General features: G+C 43.5%; 17 protein-coding genes. 4 read left to right on the top strand and 13 right to left on the bottom strand.

What is annotated here, in order from left to right:
- Positions 1–26 precede the first annotated feature (26 nt).
- A complete protein-coding gene (locus AC5JPO_RS01765) occupies positions 27–440 on the bottom strand; it encodes an organic hydroperoxide resistance protein (RefSeq protein WP_493851896.1) in 414 nt (137 codons plus the stop codon).
- A gap of 166 nt (positions 441–606) precedes the next feature.
- On the opposite strand from AC5JPO_RS01765, the gene AC5JPO_RS01760 reads away from it, so the two are divergent.
- Together AC5JPO_RS01760 and AC5JPO_RS01755 are read left to right on the top strand one after the other, a co-directional pair.
- Entirely contained in the window at positions 607–1,458 is an 852-nt protein-coding gene (locus tag AC5JPO_RS01760) for an AraC family transcriptional regulator (protein ID WP_493851897.1), read from the top strand.
- Between the two features lie 248 nt (positions 1,459–1,706).
- Positions 1,707–2,036, top strand: a complete 330-nt coding sequence (locus tag AC5JPO_RS01755; RefSeq protein WP_319052290.1) for a hypothetical protein — start codon at positions 1,707–1,709, stop codon at positions 2,034–2,036.
- Between the two features lie 80 nt (positions 2,037–2,116).
- Here AC5JPO_RS01755 and hrpA read toward each other — a convergent pair whose 3' ends face one another.
- The 6 genes from hrpA to AC5JPO_RS01725 form a co-directional block, all read right to left on the bottom strand.
- Positions 2,117–6,259 carry an ATP-dependent RNA helicase HrpA gene (hrpA, locus tag AC5JPO_RS01750; protein ID WP_493854001.1) on the bottom strand — a complete coding sequence of 1,381 codons (4,143 nt, stop codon included), beginning with the start codon at positions 6,257–6,259 and terminating at the stop codon, positions 2,117–2,119.
- 303 nt (positions 6,260–6,562) lie between these two features.
- Positions 6,563–6,892: a hypothetical protein gene (locus AC5JPO_RS01745; RefSeq protein ID WP_493851898.1), complete on the bottom strand. Its 330-nt coding sequence runs from the start codon at positions 6,890–6,892 to the stop codon at positions 6,563–6,565.
- 1 nt (position 6,893) lies between these two features.
- A complete protein-coding gene (locus AC5JPO_RS01740; RefSeq protein ID WP_493851899.1) occupies positions 6,894–7,487 on the bottom strand; it encodes a DUF1543 domain-containing protein in 594 nt (197 codons plus the stop codon).
- Positions 7,488–7,574: 87 nt separating this feature from the next.
- The gene (locus AC5JPO_RS01735) at positions 7,575–8,357 is read right to left on the bottom strand and encodes a metallophosphoesterase family protein (protein WP_493843095.1); all 783 of its coding nucleotides are present in this window, start codon (positions 8,355–8,357) and stop codon (positions 7,575–7,577) included.
- A gap of 4 nt (positions 8,358–8,361) precedes the next feature.
- Entirely contained in the window at positions 8,362–9,375 is a 1,014-nt protein-coding gene (locus AC5JPO_RS01730) for an alpha/beta fold hydrolase (RefSeq protein ID WP_493851900.1), read from the bottom strand.
- A 325-nt stretch (positions 9,376–9,700) separates the two neighbouring features.
- Complete coding sequence (locus tag AC5JPO_RS01725; protein ID WP_493851901.1) at positions 9,701–11,122, bottom strand: SLC13 family permease; 1,422 nt, start codon at positions 11,120–11,122, stop codon at positions 9,701–9,703.
- A 385-nt stretch (positions 11,123–11,507) separates the two neighbouring features.
- Between AC5JPO_RS01725 and AC5JPO_RS01720 the strand changes: the two genes are divergently transcribed.
- A complete protein-coding gene (locus tag AC5JPO_RS01720) occupies positions 11,508–11,660 on the top strand; it encodes a hypothetical protein (RefSeq protein ID WP_319052297.1) in 153 nt (50 codons plus the stop codon).
- 483 nt (positions 11,661–12,143) lie between these two features.
- Here AC5JPO_RS01720 and AC5JPO_RS01715 read toward each other — a convergent pair whose 3' ends face one another.
- A complete protein-coding gene (locus AC5JPO_RS01715) occupies positions 12,144–12,953 on the bottom strand; it encodes an enoyl-ACP reductase FabI (RefSeq protein ID WP_319052298.1) in 810 nt (269 codons plus the stop codon).
- A 540-nt stretch (positions 12,954–13,493) separates the two neighbouring features.
- On the opposite strand from AC5JPO_RS01715, the gene folE reads away from it, so the two are divergent.
- A complete protein-coding gene (gene folE / locus AC5JPO_RS01710) occupies positions 13,494–14,090 on the top strand; it encodes a GTP cyclohydrolase I FolE (protein WP_493843092.1) in 597 nt (198 codons plus the stop codon).
- A gap of 86 nt (positions 14,091–14,176) precedes the next feature.
- On the opposite strand, the gene msrB is transcribed toward folE, so the two are convergent.
- From msrB to yejB, 5 genes are all read right to left on the bottom strand, one after another.
- The gene (gene msrB / locus AC5JPO_RS01705) at positions 14,177–15,391 is read right to left on the bottom strand and encodes a peptide-methionine (R)-S-oxide reductase MsrB (protein WP_493853105.1); all 1,215 of its coding nucleotides are present in this window, start codon (positions 15,389–15,391) and stop codon (positions 14,177–14,179) included.
- A gap of 317 nt (positions 15,392–15,708) precedes the next feature.
- Entirely contained in the window at positions 15,709–17,013 is a 1,305-nt protein-coding gene (locus AC5JPO_RS01700) for an iron-containing alcohol dehydrogenase (RefSeq protein ID WP_493853104.1), read from the bottom strand.
- Positions 17,014–17,321: 308 nt separating this feature from the next.
- On the bottom strand, positions 17,322–19,016 hold the full coding sequence (locus tag AC5JPO_RS01695; protein ID WP_493853103.1) for an ABC transporter ATP-binding protein: 1,695 nt from the start codon (positions 19,014–19,016) through the stop codon (positions 17,322–17,324).
- 1 nt (position 19,017) lies between these two features.
- Complete coding sequence (locus tag AC5JPO_RS01690) at positions 19,018–20,130, bottom strand: ABC transporter permease (protein ID WP_319051973.1); 1,113 nt, start codon at positions 20,128–20,130, stop codon at positions 19,018–19,020.
- On the bottom strand, positions 20,130–21,200 hold the full coding sequence (yejB, locus tag AC5JPO_RS01685) for a microcin C ABC transporter permease YejB (protein ID WP_443527069.1): 1,071 nt from the start codon (positions 21,198–21,200) through the stop codon (positions 20,130–20,132). Before yejB ends, AC5JPO_RS01690 begins: the two co-directional genes overlap by 1 nt.
- Positions 21,201–21,238: the final 38 nt, after the last annotated feature.

The following is a 21,238-nucleotide window of genomic DNA, read 5'->3' as shown; positions in this document are numbered from 1 at the left end:
CCAATTAGAGCCAACATAGAACACCGTTAGACAACAGTAACTTCTAAGCGAGTCTCAACGTTGCCGCGCGTTGCATTAGAGTATGGACATACCTGATGCGTGGCTTCAATCAGCTGCTGCGCCTGCACTTCGTCGATACCTGATACTTCAACATACAACTCTACGTCCAAGTTGTAACTGCCATCTGCTTTCATACCGATACCTACTTGCGCAGAAGTCTTAGAAGAGGTAATAGGCAGTTTCATATGCTGCGCAGTCATGCTCAAAGCGCTATCAAAACAAGCTGCGTAACCCATAGCAAAAAGCTGTTCTGGGTTGACGCCTTCTTTGTCTTGCTCTTGAAAAGAAACCAAATCAAAACCTAATGAGCCATCATCTAGTCCAGTGTGACCAGAACGTCCACCAGTAGCTGTCGCGCGAGTTTTATAAAATATTTTCATGATCAATAACTCCTTGTTTCATATTATTAGAGGTTGTGCTTACGCTGTTGCGATAAGACTATTATAGTGACGTCTGCTTATAGGCGTTAGAACAGACCTCTATAACTCTTGCCTAATCCTATAAATTTTTATACTATCAGGCAACACTCTAAAACAAGCAATGATGATGGATCAGACAACAATTGATCAACTACTCAGAGTACTACCTAAAAACAAAACCATCGAATCAGCTGTGGCAGGATTGTTCTTTTATTGTGCTGATAGGCCGAGCAAAGCTGTCAGCTATATACAAGAGCCAAGCATATGTATTGTCTTACAAGGCGAGCGAGAGATTTACTTAGGAGCAGACTGCCAAAGGTTTGATAATAGCAACCTGATGTTTTGCCCAGTCAATATCCCGCTCAGCATGCATATCAAACACGCTTCTATCGAAAACCCTGTCATTGTCTTATCCATGAAACTAGACCTAGCTATGATTAGAGATATTTTAGCGCGAATACCTGCTAACCAAACAATAGCAAGCGGTCACTCAGGCATAAAATGGCAGTTAGACAATACGATAATGGCGGCGTTTGAACGGTTGATAAACTTGCTTGATTATCCAAATAACATCAAGTTTTTGGCATCTTTGATTCAGCAGGAAATATACTATCGCCTACTCTCAGCAGAACAAGGAACCAAGCTTAGGCAATTGGTCGTCGATGGCAGTCATACACATCGCATCGCCCAAGCTACTGACTGGATAAAGGCACATTTAAATCAACCTATCATGGTCGAGCATCTTGCCAGTCGATGCGGTATGAGCGTCTCGGGGTTTCATCAGCACTTTAAAGAGATAACCCAATTAAGCCCATTGCAATATCAAAAAAACCTGCGGTTGATGGAGGCAAGGCGTCTGATTAAGAGGCACGGAGCACAAATATCACAGATCGCCATGCAAGTAGGTTATGAAAGCCCTAGCCAGTTTAGTCGAGAATATAAGCGACTGTTTGGTGTGAATCCGAGCAGTGATTTGTAGCTATCATTCTATCTTTCAATAACATAAGTTTTTCTGCTTAGGCTATTTTATATCGTATCGTTCGAACCCCTTCTTCAGAAATGATCGTTTTTAAATTAAATAATTTATGGCGTATTTTAAATATATGGAAAAATTGTTTGACTTGTCTTTATATTCGTATTATAACATATACTATATATTCAAATAAAAGAATATATAGACGTAGATAAATCTACGTTCATTAATAGATATGCTGGGGAGGAAATGACATGATTCGTTTAAGCTACACTCTCAAATGCTGGGCACTAGGCATCACTTATTTTTCAGTGTTTTACTTCTTGGTTGTCATGAGTGACCCCGGCTTTAGTAAATATCTATACATGTTAGCCCTAAGCACACTACTCTTCCCCATTGCCAAACGTGCAGTGGATGTAATGACAGATTTTTTTACCCCAGATATCGAGCTATTTAATGGTTTACTCCCATCCATCCTGATCAATGTGGTGATTTGGATACTGACACCATTTATCGTGGCATTTACCGCCATTGCGTTTATGCTCTATAGCATGGGAGTACTGACAGAAAGAATCAGTCATTAACTACCAATAAAAAAGAGGGCTAGATTAGTAATGACTAATCTAGCCCTCTTTTTGGGTTTAATATATAAAGATACTCTATGCTAGCTTACCTTATCCCACATTTTGCTAAGACGTTTGGGTGATACCGCCATACGGGTTTTCATCGGCTGAGCAAATAGCTGGATCCGATACTCTTCCACCATCCAGCGATACTCACTGATGGCTTCCTTATCCGCACGTCCTGCTAGTCGTTCCATATGCAAGTCTAGCGCGTAGACACCATCAAGATCGGCGTCTAAATTGTGCTCTAAACGCTCAAGGCGAATCTCTAGCGCTTCAAGATAACGCGGATACTGTTGCCAATGGCTATAATCCATACGGTAAACAAAATCAGCCAAATGTAAATCTTCTAATTGATCTTCAATATCATCAATAGACTCTCCAAATATCTCACGGTCTAGCATCAGTAGCCCCTGGCGAATACGTTGCCAGCGCGTATAGACATTTTTGAGCGTTTTGATAACGCTTTGACCTGTCAATAAGAAATTACTCAGCACAACTTCGAGCGTCTGTGCATATTCTTCAGGGGTAAATGGTAGCTCCTCACTCAGACCCACTGCAATATCATCAGCGCTCTCTGGTAGGTTTTCGCTATGGTCAAACAGGACATAGTGCTCTTCGAGTGCGGAATCCAATGTGGCATCAATAACGATTGTTTTTAGTTTTTCCATATCACCCAGCGGTGCAAATGCCAGTTTGAATATTTTATCTACTTGACTGGTCAGCTGTTTTTTCTTCGCACCAAGCTTCCCTTTGATCAAGGTTAATACGCCGATACGATGCGCTTGTAGTGCTGCATTGACATCGGTGTACTGGTGAATGGATACTGCTTCTCCTGCCTCATCAGCAACGAGCGCAGCAAACTGCTTCATGACCACGCCTGCGCTATGATGGTTTTTGCTAAAGGCAAAATGTTCAGGGAAGTCAGTATGCGCACCTTGTTGCTCATTAACCGCTTGGCTAGTCTTGGAAGCATGGCGAATCTGCAACGTTTGCAGATCACGACCTTTTTCGATGATACGGTTTTTGTCATCAACCACACAAATTTGTGGTTGCAAATAACGATCAATCGTAGAGGGGCTAAAACTCTCCGGCGTCACAGACATAATACCGCGGCGATTGAGCGCTTGGCACAGTTGTTTTAATAACCCTTGCCCGCCTTGTTGCTGCAACTCGTCAAATAGGCTATCTGCGGTATCAGGTATCGGGACGATCTGGCGACGGATATCTTTTGGTAATGATTTGAGCAACTGTAGCACCAACTCATAGCGCCATCCTGGCACACCCCATAGCAATTCAATCGCATCGAGCTGTGGTAATGCGGCAAGCGGTACGCGTATGGTCACGCCATCATCATCGCTTGCTGGATCAAAGATATAACGCAGCGGCAGTTTTAGATCACCCAGCTGCCATACTTCTGGGAAGTCGCCCGTGGTTGGTGCTTGGCTAGTGAGTACATCCTCGTCAGTAAAAAACAGATACTTGTTGTCGTTTTTCTCTACCTCTGCCCGCCAGTCTTCAAATGTTTTGCGGCTGGCAACATACTCAGGAATCTTTTTGTCATAGAACTGGTAGAGCGTTTCTTCATCAACCAATAAATCACGGCGACGTAGCTTGTCTTCGATGCGCTCAACCTGAGCAACTTTGTCCATATTATGCTGTAAAAATGGCGCATTGCGACCGAAATTACCGGTCACAAGACCATCACGAATGAATATCTCTCGTGACTCGACCAAGTTTACTTGCTCGTAGTTGGTGAGCTGCTTACTGATAATAATCAAGCCAAATAGACTAATCTGCGCGTACGCTTTGACTCGTCCTGTCTTTTTGGACCAATGCGGCTCAAAGTAATGATATTTGAGTAGGTCTCCTGCCGCCGAGGTAATCCATTCGGGTTCAATTTTGGCAACGGTACGCATAAACACTTGGGAGGTTTCGACCATCTCAAACGCCATCACCCAAGGCGGTATCTGTTTAAATACCGTACTGGCTGGGAATATCTTGGCTTTTTGCTGGCGCGCCGCCAAATACTCACCGCGACTTTCAGTTTTGTGCGCGATAATAGACAACAAACCTGTCAATAAGGCTCTATGCAAATTGGCATATTTGACAGCTTTTAACGCTTCGTCTTCGATCGCTGTTGGGTCATTCTTGGCAACATTTTTATCCGATATTTGTGAGTCATTGACATCGGTTAACTTAAGCTCAGTGACCATTTGTACCAATTGACGATGCGTCTGGTGCCATTCGCGTACACGAGGGAAACTTAGATAGTTCTTTTTTGCAAACTGCTTACGCTGATTACCGGACAGCTTATTGCCGTCTTCGTCCTTTTCAAACAGTGCCTTCCACAGACTTAGATAGAATAAAAAATCAGAGTCGTCTTGACGAAAGACCGCATGTTTTTGATCGGCTTGCGTGCGCTTATTGGCAGGACGCTCACGTGGATCTTGTACCGCAAGCGCTGCCACCACGATTAGCATCTCACGAATACAATCAAAGTCAGAACCAGCCACTAGCATACGTGCCAGCCTTGGATCGATTGGCATACGTGCCATTTTCTGACCTGTTGCTGTTAGGCGAAGATGATCGAGCCCTTTTTGACGCTTTGATGATTTGTTTTTATCTTGCGTAGTATCTTGTTTGGATGTGATGGCGCCCAGTTCATCAAGCAGCTTGTGACCATCAGTGACCAATCGACTATCAGGTGGCTCAATAAAATCAAAGTTGTCAACACTACCTAAACGTAGGTTTGCCATCTGCAATATCACAGAGGCTAGATTGGTACGTAAAATCTCAGGCTCAGTAAATTCAGGACGACCACTAAAGTCCTCCTCAGAATATAGGCGAATACAAACCCCTGGCGCGACACGGCCACAACGCCCCTTACGCTGGTTGGCTGCCGCTTGCGAAATTGCTTCAATCGGCAAACGCTGCACACGTGAGCGATATGAGTAACGCGAAATACGCGCAAACCCCAAGTCAATCACGTAGCGAATGCCCGGTACGGTCAATGCCGTCTCAGCGACATTGGTCGCGATGACAATACGTCGACCGCGACCTGACGGCTGAAAGATGCGCTGCTGCTCTTCATAGGTCTGCCGTGCAAACAGTGGCAACACTTCAGTATGGCGTGGACCATGGCGCTCAAGCACTTCTTGCATCTCACGGATTTCTGCTTCAGTCGCGGCAAATATCAAGATATCAGCCTGATCGGCATGACCTTTATTTTGCGCGTCGCTAAAACACTCCTCGACAGCAGCAACCACCGCACGCGGTAGATTTTCTTCAAAATCATCATAGCTGTCATCTTCTGAGCTATTTACTGGTTCATCGGTCAGCGGACGATAACGAACTTCTACTGGAAAGCTACGCCCTTCAACATTAAAGATAGGTGCAGGGACTTGCCGTTTAAGCTTGGCATCATAACGACTGAAGTATTCACTAAAGCGCTTGGTATCAAGGGTCGCTGAGGTAATAATTACTTTTAAATCTGGACGTTTGGGCAGCATCTTTTTGAGATAACCCATGATAAAGTCGATATTTAAGCTACGCTCATGCGCCTCATCGATAATAATCGTATCGTACTTACTCAAAAAACGATCATGACCCAGCTCAGCCAGCAAAATACCATCGGTCATTAGCTTGACTACAGATTGCGCTGATCCTTGCTCGTTGAAGCGAATCTTGAAACTGACCGTATTGCCTAGCTGCTCTCCGAGCTCTTCTGCAATACGGTTTGCGACGCTACGCGCGGCCAAGCGTCTTGGCTGCGTGTGCCCTATCTGTCCAGTAATACCGCGTCCTGCCAGCATGGCAAGCTTAGGTAATTGCGTTGTTTTACCAGAACCTGTCTCACCCGCCACGATAATGACTTGATTGTCGATGATGGCTTGTACCAGATCTTCTGCACGTTGACTTACTGGCAGATTAAGATTTAACTTAGCGGGCAAATCGCTTGGAATACTGTCGATGCGGGCTTGTACTGCTACTTGAGAGCGCGTTTTTATCTTATCGTATTGGGCACGCTTCTTAGTCAGCACATCGTCTCGATTGTTTTTTTGCTCAGAATCATGATTGGATTTTTTATTTTTGGACACCGCAGCGCGCGCCAGCTCTCGTTCAAGACGGCTTAAATAGTAGCTGTCTTTAGCAAGTACAGGTAAATCAGCTGATGGCGTTATTGCTACTTTTGTGTCATTAATTTCATTTTTACTAGAAATGCTTAAATTGTCTCTATTGGAAGTATCTGGCATATTTGCTTAGGCTATTTATTATTAATAAGTGATTAGATTATGGAGGCAAATAGCAGGCGATTCAAGTGAGTCCTGTATTGATTACACACCTGAAATTCACACTATAACTATGCGCGATAGAACGCCTGTCTTAGCTGTGGTAAAAGTATCGACGCACGTAGCTGAGATAGCATGGATATAAACATTAGATTGCACATACTGAAAGCCGCAGAGAAGGCTCAGCTAGTAACATTAATCACTATTGGGATAGGCTTTGGTATAAATAATCTGTTGACTGGCAGCGGCACCTTCAAAAAAGGCATGTATTTTTTGAAGGGATAGTCTAGGAAAAGGCAGATGTAGCGACAGTATCAGTTTTTCAAACCCAACCATCTCATTAGCCAACTCTCTCGCTACGTCAGGACAAATCTGCGGGTTTTCATAAAGGTTGTCAATTAGCCACGTCAATCGTGGAAATTTTGCGTTATTATGAATTTGATAAAGTATGGGCAGTAGGTCATCAGATATCTGGCAGCGCGCTTTGCGGATTAGACCACTTTTGTAGTGCATATTTAAAGACATATTATGACAACTTCCTTAGATTCTTGATACTCAAGTATCCCACATACTCTTTATCTTCTCCAATCTCAATATTGTCCTCCCCTATCTCAGCGATAGGCTCGATCAACAGCTGAACATTTGAGAGCAGATCATTTACGTTATAGATATCATCTATATCCACTTCAAACTTATCATCGATATGAGAGGCGGCATCGAGAGGTGAATCGATATCTGTGAAGGTGAACTGTTTATAAAAATCGCTTTGTTTAGCCTGCTTAATCGCTTGTGCCTGACTGGTGGCGACAACAAGCAATTTATAATGAAACTCTTCAAAACTGCCCCGCTGATAACCGCCCAAATTGATAAAGAACAGCTTTAGGTCGGCCTCTGTACTGACTTGCTCACCTGACTCAAGCAGTTTGATCGTGTAACTATCAACCTTAGTAATCGCTCGATACGAATCAATATGCCATTTATTTTTGACCTCTGGCCAATGTTGGTTGATATCTGCTACCAGTCCACTGACCTGATTGGCGACACCAAAAAACATGTCGTGCTGCTCTATCAGACGCCCTTTGGGACGACCACCAAGTTGAACCATATATAGAGTGAGCATGTAACACCGTCCTTATAATAATTTAATGGTAGATCATGGTTGGTGGCTTTAGTCATTTCGGCTAGCAATAATGCTGAGTCTTCCACACTACAATACTCGCCCAGTATTTAAAGCAAACGCCCAGTCTTCGCGTCCATTTTTGGAGGCCAGTGTAGCTGCTTTTTTATGATCATAAGCCACCTTGATATGCTCAGTTTGCCAACGTTTACCTTGTTGAGTATCAATGGATGTTATAAGAGCATAGTTAGCATAAGGTGAATAGGTCTGCATTTTATGGATGATAGGCAAATCATCTTCGTAAGCGGGGTAACCGACGCTACCACAATTAATAACTGTTTGACCTGATGATAATACTACTGTTCGTGGAATATGGGTATGACCACAGACAATGACCGCACTATCGACACCATCAAGCAGTGATGAAATAGAGGCATCATCACGTACTACTGGCTGCCCTGTTTTAATATCTTCTAGTAAATACATCATGTCATCGGTTGGTGAGCCGTGGCATAGGTAGACATCCTTACTTAAATGATAATCGAACGGCAAAAACCGCATCCATTCAATCGCATCTTTAGATAATTCTGTGACAATAAAACTCAACGTTGAATTGCTAACAATTTCTGCTGTCGTTGCTTCATAAATCTGCCTATCCTGATTACCTCGTATGGTAATAATGTCTTCTTGATGTTCCATTAACAGCTCATAGGTAGCCTGAGGCGCTATTGGCCCATATAAAATATCACCAAGATTTACGATCTGATCAGCACCGCGTTGTTTGATATCAGCAAGCACTGCCTCCAAAGCAAAGACATTACTATGAATGTCTGAAATCGCAGCGATGGTTGTTGTTTTTATTATCTTGTTCATGTCTCTACTCATTCATCAAAAATTGCTTCACAACATCAACAGTTGCTATCGGATTTTCTTCATGCGGTACATGACCCAAATCATCAAACACCACAAGCTGACTGTTACGTATATCCCTGTGAAATAATGCCGCGTTTTCTACAGGTATGAGGTTATCTTTTGCACCCCATAATATCAATGTCGGTATATCCAACTGCTTGATTTGTTCTTGATGACTATCACTATCGGTTTCTTTTAGACGACGAGTCAAGGCTTGCCGATTGCCTTGGCGTAGTGTCAATTCATAGTATCTATCAACTAAGTCATCGTCGACCTTACTCTCATCTGCATACACGCTCACGACGCTTTTTTCGACGACACTTCTGGGCAAGATATAATTTAAAATAGGCGCTATTGCAGGATAGCCTGCAACCTTAAAGCCAATAGGAATATGTTTGGGTACTGCTGGATAACCCACTGAATCCACTAATATAAGCTGTTCTATGCGATCAGGGTATAAGGCTGCGGTACGCCAAGCAATTTTACCGCCCAACGAATTGCCTGCTAGAATGACACGATCTATATCCAAGCGATCAAGCACTTGAATGACAAATTCAGCATAACGCTCACTGCTATATTGTATGCTTTGGTCAATATAAGGACCTGTTAGACCAAATCCTGGTAAATCCATACTCACAACACAGTATTGATCAGAAAGCGCCTCTGTCCAGCCACTCCACGTATGCAAGCTTGCTGATGTTCCATGCAACAAAACAATGGTGCTAGTAGAAGTGGTATCAGGAGAGGTATCAGCCCCTGCGTCTATTGATACTGTTCTACGGTTTGCATGACATATACCGGATTGCGTCATATGTGCCTGCGTACCTTGTATGTCTATAAATTCACTATTAGGTAGCTGCCAATGCTTTAGCTCAGCGACAGTACGGTCTGGTGCCCAATATAGTGCTATGAGTGCCACTAGCACGACAACCATAATCAAAATAATAAAGACCGTTATTTTTAATAAATACTGTGTCATGTGATCAAGTCCATTTAATAGTATGACATTAGGTTATGGCGTTTTTTCTAAGTATTTTTTCGAGTATTGTCCCTAGGTATAATCCTAAGTATTATTCTTAAGTACTGTTTTTAGATATCGATTGACGATCAGTTGCGACTGGCTACAACTGACGTATATCATCAATATTTATCCAACTGCTACTCACTATGGTATAAAAGCAAATTATAAGTAGTTTACTTTTATGAAGCATAACAAGTCATAAAAAAACCCGATGCTTAAGTCGGCCTTAAACATCGGGTTTAATTTCTCACCAGTACGTATGACTGGGTTTTTGGCTACTTAACTATAGCAAGAAAAAATATGCCCAGAAGCCAATAATAATGGTCGCAATAATATTCAATATAATACCAGTGCGCACCATCTCTGTCTGCTTAATTAAACCCGTACCGAATACAATAGCATTTGGCGGCGTGGCAACTGGCAGCATAAAGGCGCACGACGCACCGATACCAATGACCAATACCAGCACTTCATGTGGTAAGCCCATTTGCTCTGCAATCGCTGCAAATACAGGTACTAGGAGCGCCGCCGATGCCGTATTGGAAGCAAACTCCGTCAAGAAAATAATGAATGCAGATACCGCTATCATGACAACCAACAGCGGTGCAGCAGACAGTGCACTTGCCACAGTCTCACCCAGCACCAATGACGCACCCGATACTTTTAAGATAGTCGATAGCGCAATCCCGCCACCGAACAACATGAGCACACCCCAATCGGTATTGTCTGATACTTGCTTCCAAGACACCAGTCCTAAACTCACCACTGCCACCGCGGCTGCCAGTGCAATAATGGCATCCGTATCAGTAATATCGAAAGCGGCCCCAATTTTCTTAGAAAAAATCCAGCTCAGTGCCGTGATGATGAAGACAATAATAGTGGCGATACGTGGCTTATTCCAAGCAATGGGCTCATCTTCGGCGAGCACGACTTTGCGATTGAGATTGGGTTTTAAGAATACATACATGGCACCCAGTAATAGCGGTAGCAGTACCAGCATCATAGGGATACCAAACTTCATCCAATCAACAAATGCAATATCTAGCGCTTTTGCCGCAATCGCATTCGGCGGGGAGCCGACAATCGTACCCAGTCCGCCAAGGCTGGCTGAGTAAGCAATACCTAACAATACAAAGACAAACGTTCCTCGGTCTTTTTCACGATCGACCTGTGTCAAAATACCTAAAGCTAGCGGTAGCATCATCGCTGCTGTAGCTGTGTTCGATATCCACATGGATAAGAACGCAGTCACACCAAATATCAAAAATACAGCGGTACTGAGCTTGCCACCGGACATCGATAAAATCTTGAGGGCTATTTTTTTGTCTAGCTGCTGTACGTGTAACGCGGCTGCCAATGCAAAGCCACCAAAAAACAGATAAATAGTGGGACTAGCAAAGCTCTGCAACCCAATCTCAGCATCGAAATCTGGTATACCAACCAATGCGCCTACCACGACTACTAGCAGCGCTGTAATAGTGACGTGCACAGCTTCTGTGAGCCATAACGCTCCAATAAAAAACAGTACGGCAAGACCCTTATTTGCATTGATATCGAATGGCAATACATTGTAGATAACTATTGCAATAATCGCCGCAATGGCGACAACGATCAACCCCTTACCCGTACCCTTTGGAAAACTATCGGTAAATAAATATTCATTGCCATCATTAGGCAGATGGCTGTCCAGTTTTTGCTCTGACATAAAATGTCCTTATTGAATCAAAGACGGTATAAAAAACCCAATATAAAGACGCATTTTTCTTACTAGCGACTCTCTTCTCATTACCTTGAATGCAAATTTTAATTAAGGTAAAAATCTCTACACATGCTACTAATATATATTTTTAATTATTATCTATATCTAATATAGATATGATTAAAGCGGTTACCTCTGGTAACGTATTCTGTCTAAAATTGGCACTAATGGTTGGTTACACATCGTCACTAAACAAGCGCATATTTTATATGTACAACGTAGCATTGGTCTTTCATACTAGATGAGTTAAACATTACCTACGTCATAACTGGTACAGGCTTGGCGTAAGTTTTCCTATTGGAAACCAAATAAAAATAAACTGGAGCACTTTATGACAGACTCAAATAAAACCGATGCAACGACTAAAATGGCACCAAAGGACATCAACCAAGATGGCTTAGCCAAAGAAGATCAGCAACGTACTGATGATTCTATGCTCGATATGATGCAAGGTATGCATGAACACGAAGACCACAAAGAGTAAGACAAAGAATAGTGTTTTAGGGCAGGCCAATTCTAAATATAGTCGCTTGCTTGTGTAACACAAACAGTAAACATAATAAGCGTTTATCATTTTGATAAGCGCTTTTTTAATGTTGACCGTTTTTTAACAGAGATATAAAAACTGATTTTTGCACAAGCTTTGTTGTCCTACGACTGTGGTCAGAACGACCAGAGGATCACAGTCAACATTAGTAAATCACACCCTACTAGACTAGCACCAAAAAAACAATACCCGATAATAGTATAAGAATCCGATGCTACCTTAATAATAAGATGGTGCGGGAGTCAGTCGACAACACAACTGCGTGGCCTAGCGAACAACAATGATAGTATAAGCAAAAAAGACAACCTATCGGCTGTCTTTTTATATCACTGAACGAATTATTTTAACAACCGTTATGCATGCTAGTCACGCTGCTGAGTGAACAGACATGACTCTCACTCGCAAACAGTGTGTAACCCATTACTTTGCTGGTTCATCAAGCATCATCAGCTGTTCGCTGATAGCAACGGTATTAAACCCTGCATCTACAAACATAATCTCGCCCGTGATACCAGATGCCCACGGCGATAGTAAGAATAATGCTGCATTACCTACTTCGGTCTGGGTGATATTGCGTTGCAGTGGTGCAATCTTTTCGCTGACATCAAGCATTTTGCGGAATGACTTAATACCGCTAGCCGCAAGCGTACGGATAGGACCAGCTGAGATTGCATTCACACGAATACCTTCACCGCCCATAGACGTCGCTAAGTAACGCACGCTAGCTTCGAGACTGGCTTTTGCCATACCCATGACATTGTAGTTTGGCAACACTGAAATACTGCCTTCGTAAGTCAAGGTCAACATAGAGCCATGGCGCATCGCTAACAACTCACGAGCGGCCTTTGCCAATGCAACAAAGCTATAGCTTGAGATATCATGCGCAATATGGCTGCCTTCACGTGTGGTAGCACTGACAAAATCGCCATCTAGCTGATCCATCGGCGCAAAACCAATCGCATGTACGACGCCATCGATACCATCACCCCAGTGGGCAGTCACTTGCTCAAAACAAGCAGCGATTGAGTCATCAGAAGCAACATCACACTCTAGCACCAAATCTGCTTCGAACTTTTCGGCAGCCATATCGACGCGTTTTTTAATTTTGTCGTTTGGATAAGTCAAAATCAAAGATGCACCTTCGCGGTGCAACGCTTCTGCGATAGCCCAAGCGATAGAGAGTTTACTTGCGATGCCAGTTACGACAAATCGTTGTCCTTGCAGTAGCATAAGATTTCCTTTTGAATCAATCGAGATGATTTAGAATAAAAATTTATTTAGAGTAATTAGAATATTGAGACTACTAAATAGTACAAATGAAAAGATGAGTTATTATACACGAATTCATTTAAGTAAACAGTCGTAAACTGTATTTGATTCTTGTCTGTAGATTCGCTAATACAACCAGCTAATCAAATAAAAATGCCTAACAGCGATTTATTAATTCAAGCAATGTCATCAACGAACGCTGTTTGCGAGTCATTGAAGTGCATTTTAGCATTGGCGCCTCACAATAAAACGCGTGAACGTTAATATTTAGCTTATTGTTTGTCAAAATCGTACTTCAAATACTAACGCTGCACTGTTGCGATTAAGTACCAAACACTTCCTTATTGATTAAAGACTCAACCGCTCGCCACAGCAGTATGAAGTTCAGCAGATTTCGAGTATAATCACAGCCCTTCCCAGCTTGCACAATTTTTATAAGAGTCCTCACATGATAGGACTCAGCGTTAAGCTACACCCACATTTTGGATGGCTGCCAAACTTATGAGTAACACCCCAATAACAACTCCAGATTATAAAGAAAGTACCGAATCTTATCGCCAACTGATTGGATCGACTGGCGAGGACTTGGATCGTCCGGGTTTACTAGATACGCCTATACGTGCTGCAAAAGCCTTTGCTCACTTGACTCAAGGCTATCATCAAAGCATCGAGGAAGTGGTCAATGATGCTGTTTTTCCATCGACCAATCGTGAGCTAGTACTGGTGCAGAACATTGAGTTCTATTCATTGTGTGAGCATCATATGCTGCCGTTCCATGGTGTCGCTCATATCGGCTACCTACCTGATGGCCAGGTACTAGGGCTTTCGAAGTTTGCCCGTATTGTCGATATGTTTGCTCGCCGTCTACAAATACAAGAAAACCTGAGTGAGCAGATTGCACAAACTATCATGGATGTCACTGGCTGCCGCGGAGTGGCGGTCGTTATGGACGCATCACATATGTGCATGATGATGCGCGGCGTCAGCAAACAGCATTCGACTACGCGTAGTACGGCGATGCTTGGTGAATACAGTCACAATATCCAAGCTCGTAACGAGTTTTTGGGCGCTGTACCTAAACGTCAGCCTGCTTTCTAAATGCTGTGGATGATTTCACCTATTATAAATAGCAAAAAGGACGCATTTAGCGTCCTTTTTATTTGAGTAGATTATAAAAAACGGTACTAGCTCATTGGTCTAACTTCATCTATCCATTGACCGTAACCAGCGGCTTCCATCTGTGCGAGCGGAATAAAACGTAGTGCTGCTGAGTTCATGCAATATCGCTTACCTGTCGGTGCTGGACCATCATTGAATACATGACCGACATGCGAGTCCGCATAGCGGCTACGAATCTCAGTACGCGTCGAAAAAAGACCGCGATCTTCTTTTTCAACGACCAGCTCAGTATTTAATGGACGAGTAAAACTTGGCCAGCCCGTGCCAGATTTGTATTTGTCGCGTGAAGAGAACAATGGCTCACCAGATATCACATCGACATACAGTCCAGGTTCTTTATTATCCCAATATTCATTGTCAAAGGCGCGCTCAGTACCGTCTTTTTGAGTGACTTTATATTGAATATCAGTGAGCGATTTTTTTAACTCATCTTGTGCAGGTTTCACAAAGGTATCTGGATTGAACCCTGTGCTGACTGTACTGCTGATCGTTTGGCTAGATATCATTGGCTCTGCACTACTTGCAGTAGGTGCAAACTGGCTAAAATCTAGCTCATAGTCTTTGCCGTATACGCTTTCGATAAACTGGTATCGACCAGAATTGAACGTGTAAGCTTTATAGCGTATTGGGTTCTTTTTGTAATAATCTTGATGATACTCTTCAGCAGGATAAAACGTGCTCGTAGGTACAATCTCAATCACGACTGGTTTTTCGTATACCCCAGAATCTTGCAATGCTTGCTTGGCAGATTCTGCTATTTGCTTTTCTTGAGCATTGTTATAAAAAATCGCTGGACGATACTGTGTGCCGCGATCGACATACTGTCCTTGATCGTCAGTGGGATCAGCAATTCTCCATAGTGCTTGTACTATACCGTTATACGTGATTTTCTTGGGATCATAGTATACTTGTGCCGCTTCTGTATGACCCGTGCCCCCTGCCGATACTTCTTTGTAGGTTGGGTTTTCGGTGTTACCGCCCGTGTAGCCAGATACCACTTCTACTACGCCTGGGATTTTTTCATAACCTGCTTCAACACACCAAAAACACCCGCCAGCTACTGTGGCTACTGCCAGTCCTGGAGTAGTCGGTGCATAGGGATTAGCGCCTGCTGTGTTTTTTACAGTGGTGCTGTTTTCAGTAGATGCACAGCCCGCGTAAAGTGCACTGCTCGCGATGACAATCAAACCCATAATTTTAGAGGGTGATATGCGATTCACAAAAATCTCCTAAACGTAATGTTATTTAACTATCCTAACGCCTATGTGTCACCATAACATTCCTGTATTGTTACATATTACAATTTATTAAGTTAATTTTTATCAAATTCGTATGAGTAGAAGATAAATTAAACAATGATATGATGATCATTCTGTATTTTGGTCAATACAGTATATAAACATTATGATCGATGTATAAAGAAAAATCGGATATTTAGCAGATATTTTAGGCATGTTATTATCTCAAACGTATTAAAAAAGCCTATCCTCAAAAGAAGAATAGGCTCTTTATTTATCATAAGCGTGTTAGTAAAAAACTATGACACCTTCTGGATATTGTCTTTTGCTTCATTGTCACTTGCCTGCTTAATTTTCGTTAATATCTCTTTGATTTCAGATGCTGAGAGATACGTCGGTACCGCGTAGGTATCGCTGACTTCTTTTGCAGCAGCTTTTGCAATGTCATCGAAATCACTGGTTTGCATACCATTAACAGTTGGATCGATGTTCAAGTCGGAAATCAACTCTCTGACTTGTACAATGAGATGGTTTGCTATTTCGCTATCATTATTGCTCGCTTGACCGTCCTGTACCATACCTGTTCTTTTTGCCAGTGCTGCCAGTCTCTTTTTACTTGCTTTGCGATTGACGTCAAGTACATAAGGCAACACGATGGCATTAGCGCGACCATGAGGAATACTATAATAAGCGCCTAACTGATGTGCGATAGCATGGACATAACCCAAACCTGCTTTGTTAAAAGCGATTCCACCATAATGGGCAGCGATCCCCATCTCTTCTCTCGCCTTTAGATTGCCGCCATCTTTATACACCAGTGGCAGATAATTCATGACAGATTTGACGGCAGAGGCGGCATAGTAGTCTGTCTCTACGCTTGCATTAGCGCTCATCCATGCTTCTAATGCATGTGTCAGTACGTCAATGCCCGTATCGGCTGTAATATGAGCTGGCATTCCTTTCATGATAACAGGATCAATCGCTGCGGCGAGCGGCACCATTCTTGGGTCGATAGACAGGGCTTTTTGGTGTGTTTTATCATCAGAGACGACTGCACCTAGGGTTGCCTCTGAACCAGTACCTGCTGTGGTCGGCACACAATATAGTGGTGCTGAAGGCTTTCTTGCTTTAAGAATGCCGATTAGTTGTTGAGGCTTGCACTTATTGCCTTGAGACATCGCGATCATTTTGGCAGCATCAATCACTGAACCACCGCCAATAGCTAAGACAGCATCGCAATTGGCACCTATAGACTGACGCAGTCCTTCTTCAACAACCTTGAAGGTTGGATCTGGCGTAATACCATCATAGACATGATAACGGATATTTTTTGCATCTAGATAGTCAGTAATCTTCGCAGGTATACCAAGCTTATTTAGTACGGCATCAGTGACGATAAACACATTGGTATTACCTTCATTTATGAGCATGTCGCATAGCTCGTCACAAGAAGACTCTCCAATAAACAACATCGGTCTTCTAATAGGTATCACATAAGAGACTGCTTTTAGTACTTTGGCACGTGTCTTAGCAACGGCCAAGTAACCAGCATGCTGGAGTCCTGTGCTATTGACCAGCTTGGTCATACTGTTTTGTTTTTTCATGGGTACAAAAATCCTTTTCAATGATGATTTTAACCGCGATAACAACTGTGTGACCAGTTGATGGTGTTTGAGTACTGTTGGCAGAATAAATACTTATGCCTGTAACAAAAAGGCTCAGCTAGAACTTAGTTAAAATTTGGTTAGCGCTGGCGACTGTTGAGAATAATTGTACCACTGCGCTTTTTGGTATGTCGCTATTATTATGAACTGCTATGTCCTTATTGCTGACAGCACGTTACTCCAAGCTGTTATTTAAAATGCTATTTGGTAGATCGGTTCAACATTTCGTCCAAAATAGCGATCTTAGTTTAAATTGTACTCGCTTTTAGTAACTGCTGTGCATATGGGTGCTGTGGGTTGTTAAAAATATCTTCGGTATGTCCCGACTCCACGCACATGCCTTGTTTTAGTACCATAATATGCTGACATAGTGCGCGTACTACTTTTAGATCATGGCTGATAAAGACGTAACTGACTTGCAGTTTTTCTTGAATTTCACGCAGTAGGCTGACTACAGTGACTTGCGTGGTACTATCTAGCGCAGAGGTAGGCTCATCCAATATGAGTAGACTTGGTTTCATGATGAGCGCGCGCGCCAATGCCACACGTTGACGCTGTCCACCAGATAGCTCATGTGGATAGCGCTGCGCAAAGGACAAAGGCAGATGTACTGTTGCTAGACTCTCCATTACTGCTTGCTGACGAGCACCTTTATCCACGCCCTGTACCAGCAGCCCCTCTTCCACGATCTGCATGACTGTCATGCGAGGATTGATACTAGCAAACGGATCTTGAAACACCATCTGTATCTGCGAGCGGAACGTACGCAGTGCACCCTTTGACAAAGCCGAGATATCTTGGTCGTTGACCACTATCTGTCCATGCACACGTGCTTGATTACTGAGTAATTGACTGAGTGCGAGAGCAATGGTGGTTTTGCCAGAGCCAGACTCACCAACGATACCGAGTGCTTGTCCTTTTTGTAGGGTCATATCGACATCTTTGATCGCATCAAACCAGCGCTTGGTACTGCCGAATAGACTTTTTTCGATAGGGAACTGTACTTTGAGATCACTCACTTGTAGTACGTTCAAGCGTGTGTCTGCGTTATCGCCCGTTAGCGTTAATGCTTGACCAAAATCTTGCTGAATGAGCGTACGAGTATAATCTGCTGCAGGCTGCTCAAATACCGTAGCGGTATGACCCTGCTCTATCGTTTGACCTTGACGCATGACGATAACCTCGTCGCTGTAGCGCCTGACCAAATTCAGATCATGGCTGATTAGTATCATTGCCATATTATGTTGGCGTTTGAGATCATCCAATAGTGTTAAAATCTCATGCTGCAAGGTCACATCTAGTGCTGTGGTGGGTTCGTCAGCAATCAATATGTCAGGCTGCTGTGCTAGCGCCATAGCAATCATCACGCGTTGACGCTGACCACCTGAGAGTTCATGCGGATAGCGAGCTAACTTATCAGCAGGATCGGTAATATTGACATCATTTAGCAGCGCGATGCTGATGTCACGCCATTGCTTTTTGGGTACGCCGCTTAGACGTAGAGACTCCGCAATTTGCTTAGCGACTGTATGCAGCGGATTTAACGCTGTCATTGGTTCCTGAAATACCATACCGATACGCTGCCCACGAATAGGACGTAGAGCTGCGTTACGTGCTTTGTCATTCGCTATAGGTAATACAGACATATCTGAGGTGTTTGATGTACTTGCCAGCTGAACGGTACCATCAATAGTCAAGCTCTCTGGTAGCAGACCTAGGAGCGCTAGGCTGGCAATCGATTTGCCAGAGCCTGACTCACCAACGATCGCTAGAGTCTGCCCTTGTCGTAGCTCATAAGACAGCTTGTCTACTAAATTGATACCTGTAACGGTTGTGATCATCAACTGATCTACGCTCAGCACAAGCTTACCTCTCGTCTGGTGAATGCCTTTGTCTGGCGTCTCTAATACATTGTTTTTAGTAGCAATTATAGTATCAGTCATATCAAGAGCGCCTCGGATCAAATGCATCACGCAGTGCTTCGCCGACGAAGATGAGCAGTGACAAAATAAAAGTCAGACTAAAAAACCCTGATAAGGCCAGCCAAGGGGCATCAAGGTTGTTTTTTCCTTGCACCATAAGCTCCCCTAAAGATGGTGAACCAGGTGGCAACCCATATCCCAAAAAGTCCAGCGCGGTCAATGCAATAATATTGGCGGTTAAAATAAAAGGCAACTGCGATAAGCTTGACGCGAGCGCATTGGGTAGAATGTGTCTGAGCATGATTTGACTATCAGAAACGCCCAAATTGCGAGCGGCGCGTACATAGTCAAAGTTACGAGCGCGTAGGAACTCTGCCCGCACCAAACCCACCAGACCCATCCAGCCAAAGAGCAGCATCATAGCAAACAGCATGCTGATACTGGGACTAAACAGACTCACTAAAATAATAATCATGAAGAGCTGCGGCATACCGCCCCATACTTCCATGAATCGCTGTCCTGCCAGGTCCACCCAGCCACCATAGTAGCCTTGCACTGCACCTACGATAATACCAATCAAGGCACCAGCTAGCGTCAAAGCCAGGCCAAACAATAACGACACTCTCAACCCATATAGTATCCGCGCCAGCACATCGCGTCCCATATCATCAGTACCTAGCCAATTCTGCGCATTGGGCGCCGCGGGATAAGGCAGACCAAGCTCAACGTTGGGCGTCTGATCAGCAAATGGAATGGGCGGCATCACATAGTAACCTTGCTCATCGATTAGCGACTGCACTGCAGGGTCTTTATAATTGGTCTCAGTCTCGAACACACCGCCAAAGGTGGTTTCAGGATAGGTTTTTAAAACAGGGAAATAATAGTCATCTTGATACTTCACCAGCAGTGGTTTGTCATTGGCGATGACATTGGCGGCCATACAGATGACAAATATCACTGCAAAAACGAACAGCGATATCACGCCAAGCCGATTTTGGCGAAAGCGCGTGAGCCTGGCTTGCCAAATAGGATTTAAGCGCTGTTGTTTTGTGTTAGACGAAGGCTCAGGTATTTGCAATTTATCTGGTTCGCTATTACCAGTCTTACTCTTTAATGGAGATTGATTGCTTGACATTAGCGTCCCTCAAAATCAATGCGGGGATCGATCAAGTGATAGCTCAAATCACTAATCAACTGTAATAGTAGTCCCACCAACGTAAAGATAAACAGCGTACCAAATATCACTGGATAGTCGCGCTGCTGAATCGCTTCAAAACCTAGCAAGCCCAAGCCATCAAGTTTAAAAATAATCTCAATCAAAAAGTTACCCGCAAAGAAAATACCCACAATAGCAGCAGGAATACCAGCAATGATGATCAACATCGCATTACGAAACACATGTCCGTACAGCACCTGACGTTCACCTAGACCCTTAGCGCGAGCGGTCAATACATATTGTTTGCCCAGCTCTTCTAAGAAGCTAAATTTGGTCAGATACGTTAATCCTGCAAACCCGCCCACTGTGCTTGCCAGCAGTGGTAGTGCCAGATGCCAAAAATAGTCTTTGACCTTACCAAGCGCGCTTAACTGATCAAAATTCTCAGACGTCAATCCTTGTAGCGGGAAAATATTCCAGTAGCTCCCTCCTGCAAAAAACACCAGTAAGATCACGGCAAACACAAACACAGGTATCGCATGCCCAATAGCAAGCAGCATGGCTGTGGCTTTATCAATACCTGAACCATGGTGCATGGCTTTATACACACCTAGTGGAATGGCAATCATATAAATAAGCAGTGTACTCCACAGCCCAAGCGATATCGAGACCGGTAGCTTCTCTATAATAAGGTCAGTTACTGTTTGACCCTTAAAAAACGACTCACCAAAGTCCAATTGAGCATAGTTTTTTAGCATCAGCCAAAACCGCTCTGGTGCCGATTTATCAAAGCCATATTGGGCATTGATTGCAGCGACCATCTCCTCAGAGAGACCACGCGTACCTTGATAAGCACTGTCACTACCACCTGCACTACCCGCACCGATATTACCACTGAGCGCGCTGTCTTTTGCGCCCTGTTCAATCAGCGCCAGCTGCTGCTCAACAGGACCTCCAGGTGCTGCTTGTACAATGACAAAGTTGGCAAGCAATATCAAAAATAGTGTCGGCAATATCAGTAGTAGTCTTTTTAAGATATAACGACCCATAATGGCGACTTCCTAGATGAGATAAAAAGAGATGGTAA

It is taken from the genome of Psychrobacter sp. H25 (assembly GCF_059076335.1).
Note: the sequence above shows the minus strand (reverse complement) of the source record. Positions and strands in the feature narration are given on the sequence as shown.

What these genes read in the sequence shown, in the direction of transcription:
- AC5JPO_RS01765 (WP_493851896.1), bottom strand. Translation starts at nt 440, where the DNA reads ATGAAAATATTTTATAAAACTCGCGCGACAGCTACTGGTGGACGTTCT.
- AC5JPO_RS01760 (WP_493851897.1), top strand. Translation starts at nt 607, where the DNA reads ATGGATCAGACAACAATTGATCAACTACTCAGAGTACTACCTAAAAAC.
- AC5JPO_RS01755 (WP_319052290.1), top strand. Translation starts at nt 1,707, where the DNA reads ATGATTCGTTTAAGCTACACTCTCAAATGCTGGGCACTAGGCATCACT.
- AC5JPO_RS01745 (WP_493851898.1), bottom strand. Translation starts at nt 6,892, where the DNA reads ATGTCTTTAAATATGCACTACAAAAGTGGTCTAATCCGCAAAGCGCGC.
- AC5JPO_RS01740 (WP_493851899.1), bottom strand. Translation starts at nt 7,487, where the DNA reads ATGCTCACTCTATATATGGTTCAACTTGGTGGTCGTCCCAAAGGGCGT.
- AC5JPO_RS01735 (WP_493843095.1), bottom strand. Translation starts at nt 8,357, where the DNA reads ATGAACAAGATAATAAAAACAACAACCATCGCTGCGATTTCAGACATT.
- AC5JPO_RS01730 (WP_493851900.1), bottom strand. Translation starts at nt 9,375, where the DNA reads ATGACACAGTATTTATTAAAAATAACGGTCTTTATTATTTTGATTATG.
- AC5JPO_RS01725 (WP_493851901.1), bottom strand. Translation starts at nt 11,122, where the DNA reads ATGTCAGAGCAAAAACTGGACAGCCATCTGCCTAATGATGGCAATGAA.
- AC5JPO_RS01720 (WP_319052297.1), top strand. Translation starts at nt 11,508, where the DNA reads ATGACAGACTCAAATAAAACCGATGCAACGACTAAAATGGCACCAAAG.
- AC5JPO_RS01715 (WP_319052298.1), bottom strand. Translation starts at nt 12,953, where the DNA reads ATGCTACTGCAAGGACAACGATTTGTCGTAACTGGCATCGCAAGTAAA.
- folE (WP_493843092.1), top strand. Translation starts at nt 13,494, where the DNA reads ATGAGTAACACCCCAATAACAACTCCAGATTATAAAGAAAGTACCGAA.
- AC5JPO_RS01700 (WP_493853104.1), bottom strand. Translation starts at nt 17,013, where the DNA reads ATGAAAAAACAAAACAGTATGACCAAGCTGGTCAATAGCACAGGACTC.
- AC5JPO_RS01695 (WP_493853103.1), bottom strand. Translation starts at nt 19,016, where the DNA reads ATGACTGATACTATAATTGCTACTAAAAACAATGTATTAGAGACGCCA.
- AC5JPO_RS01690 (WP_319051973.1), bottom strand. Translation starts at nt 20,130, where the DNA reads ATGTCAAGCAATCAATCTCCATTAAAGAGTAAGACTGGTAATAGCGAA.
- yejB (WP_443527069.1), bottom strand. Translation starts at nt 21,200, where the DNA reads ATGGGTCGTTATATCTTAAAAAGACTACTACTGATATTGCCGACACTA.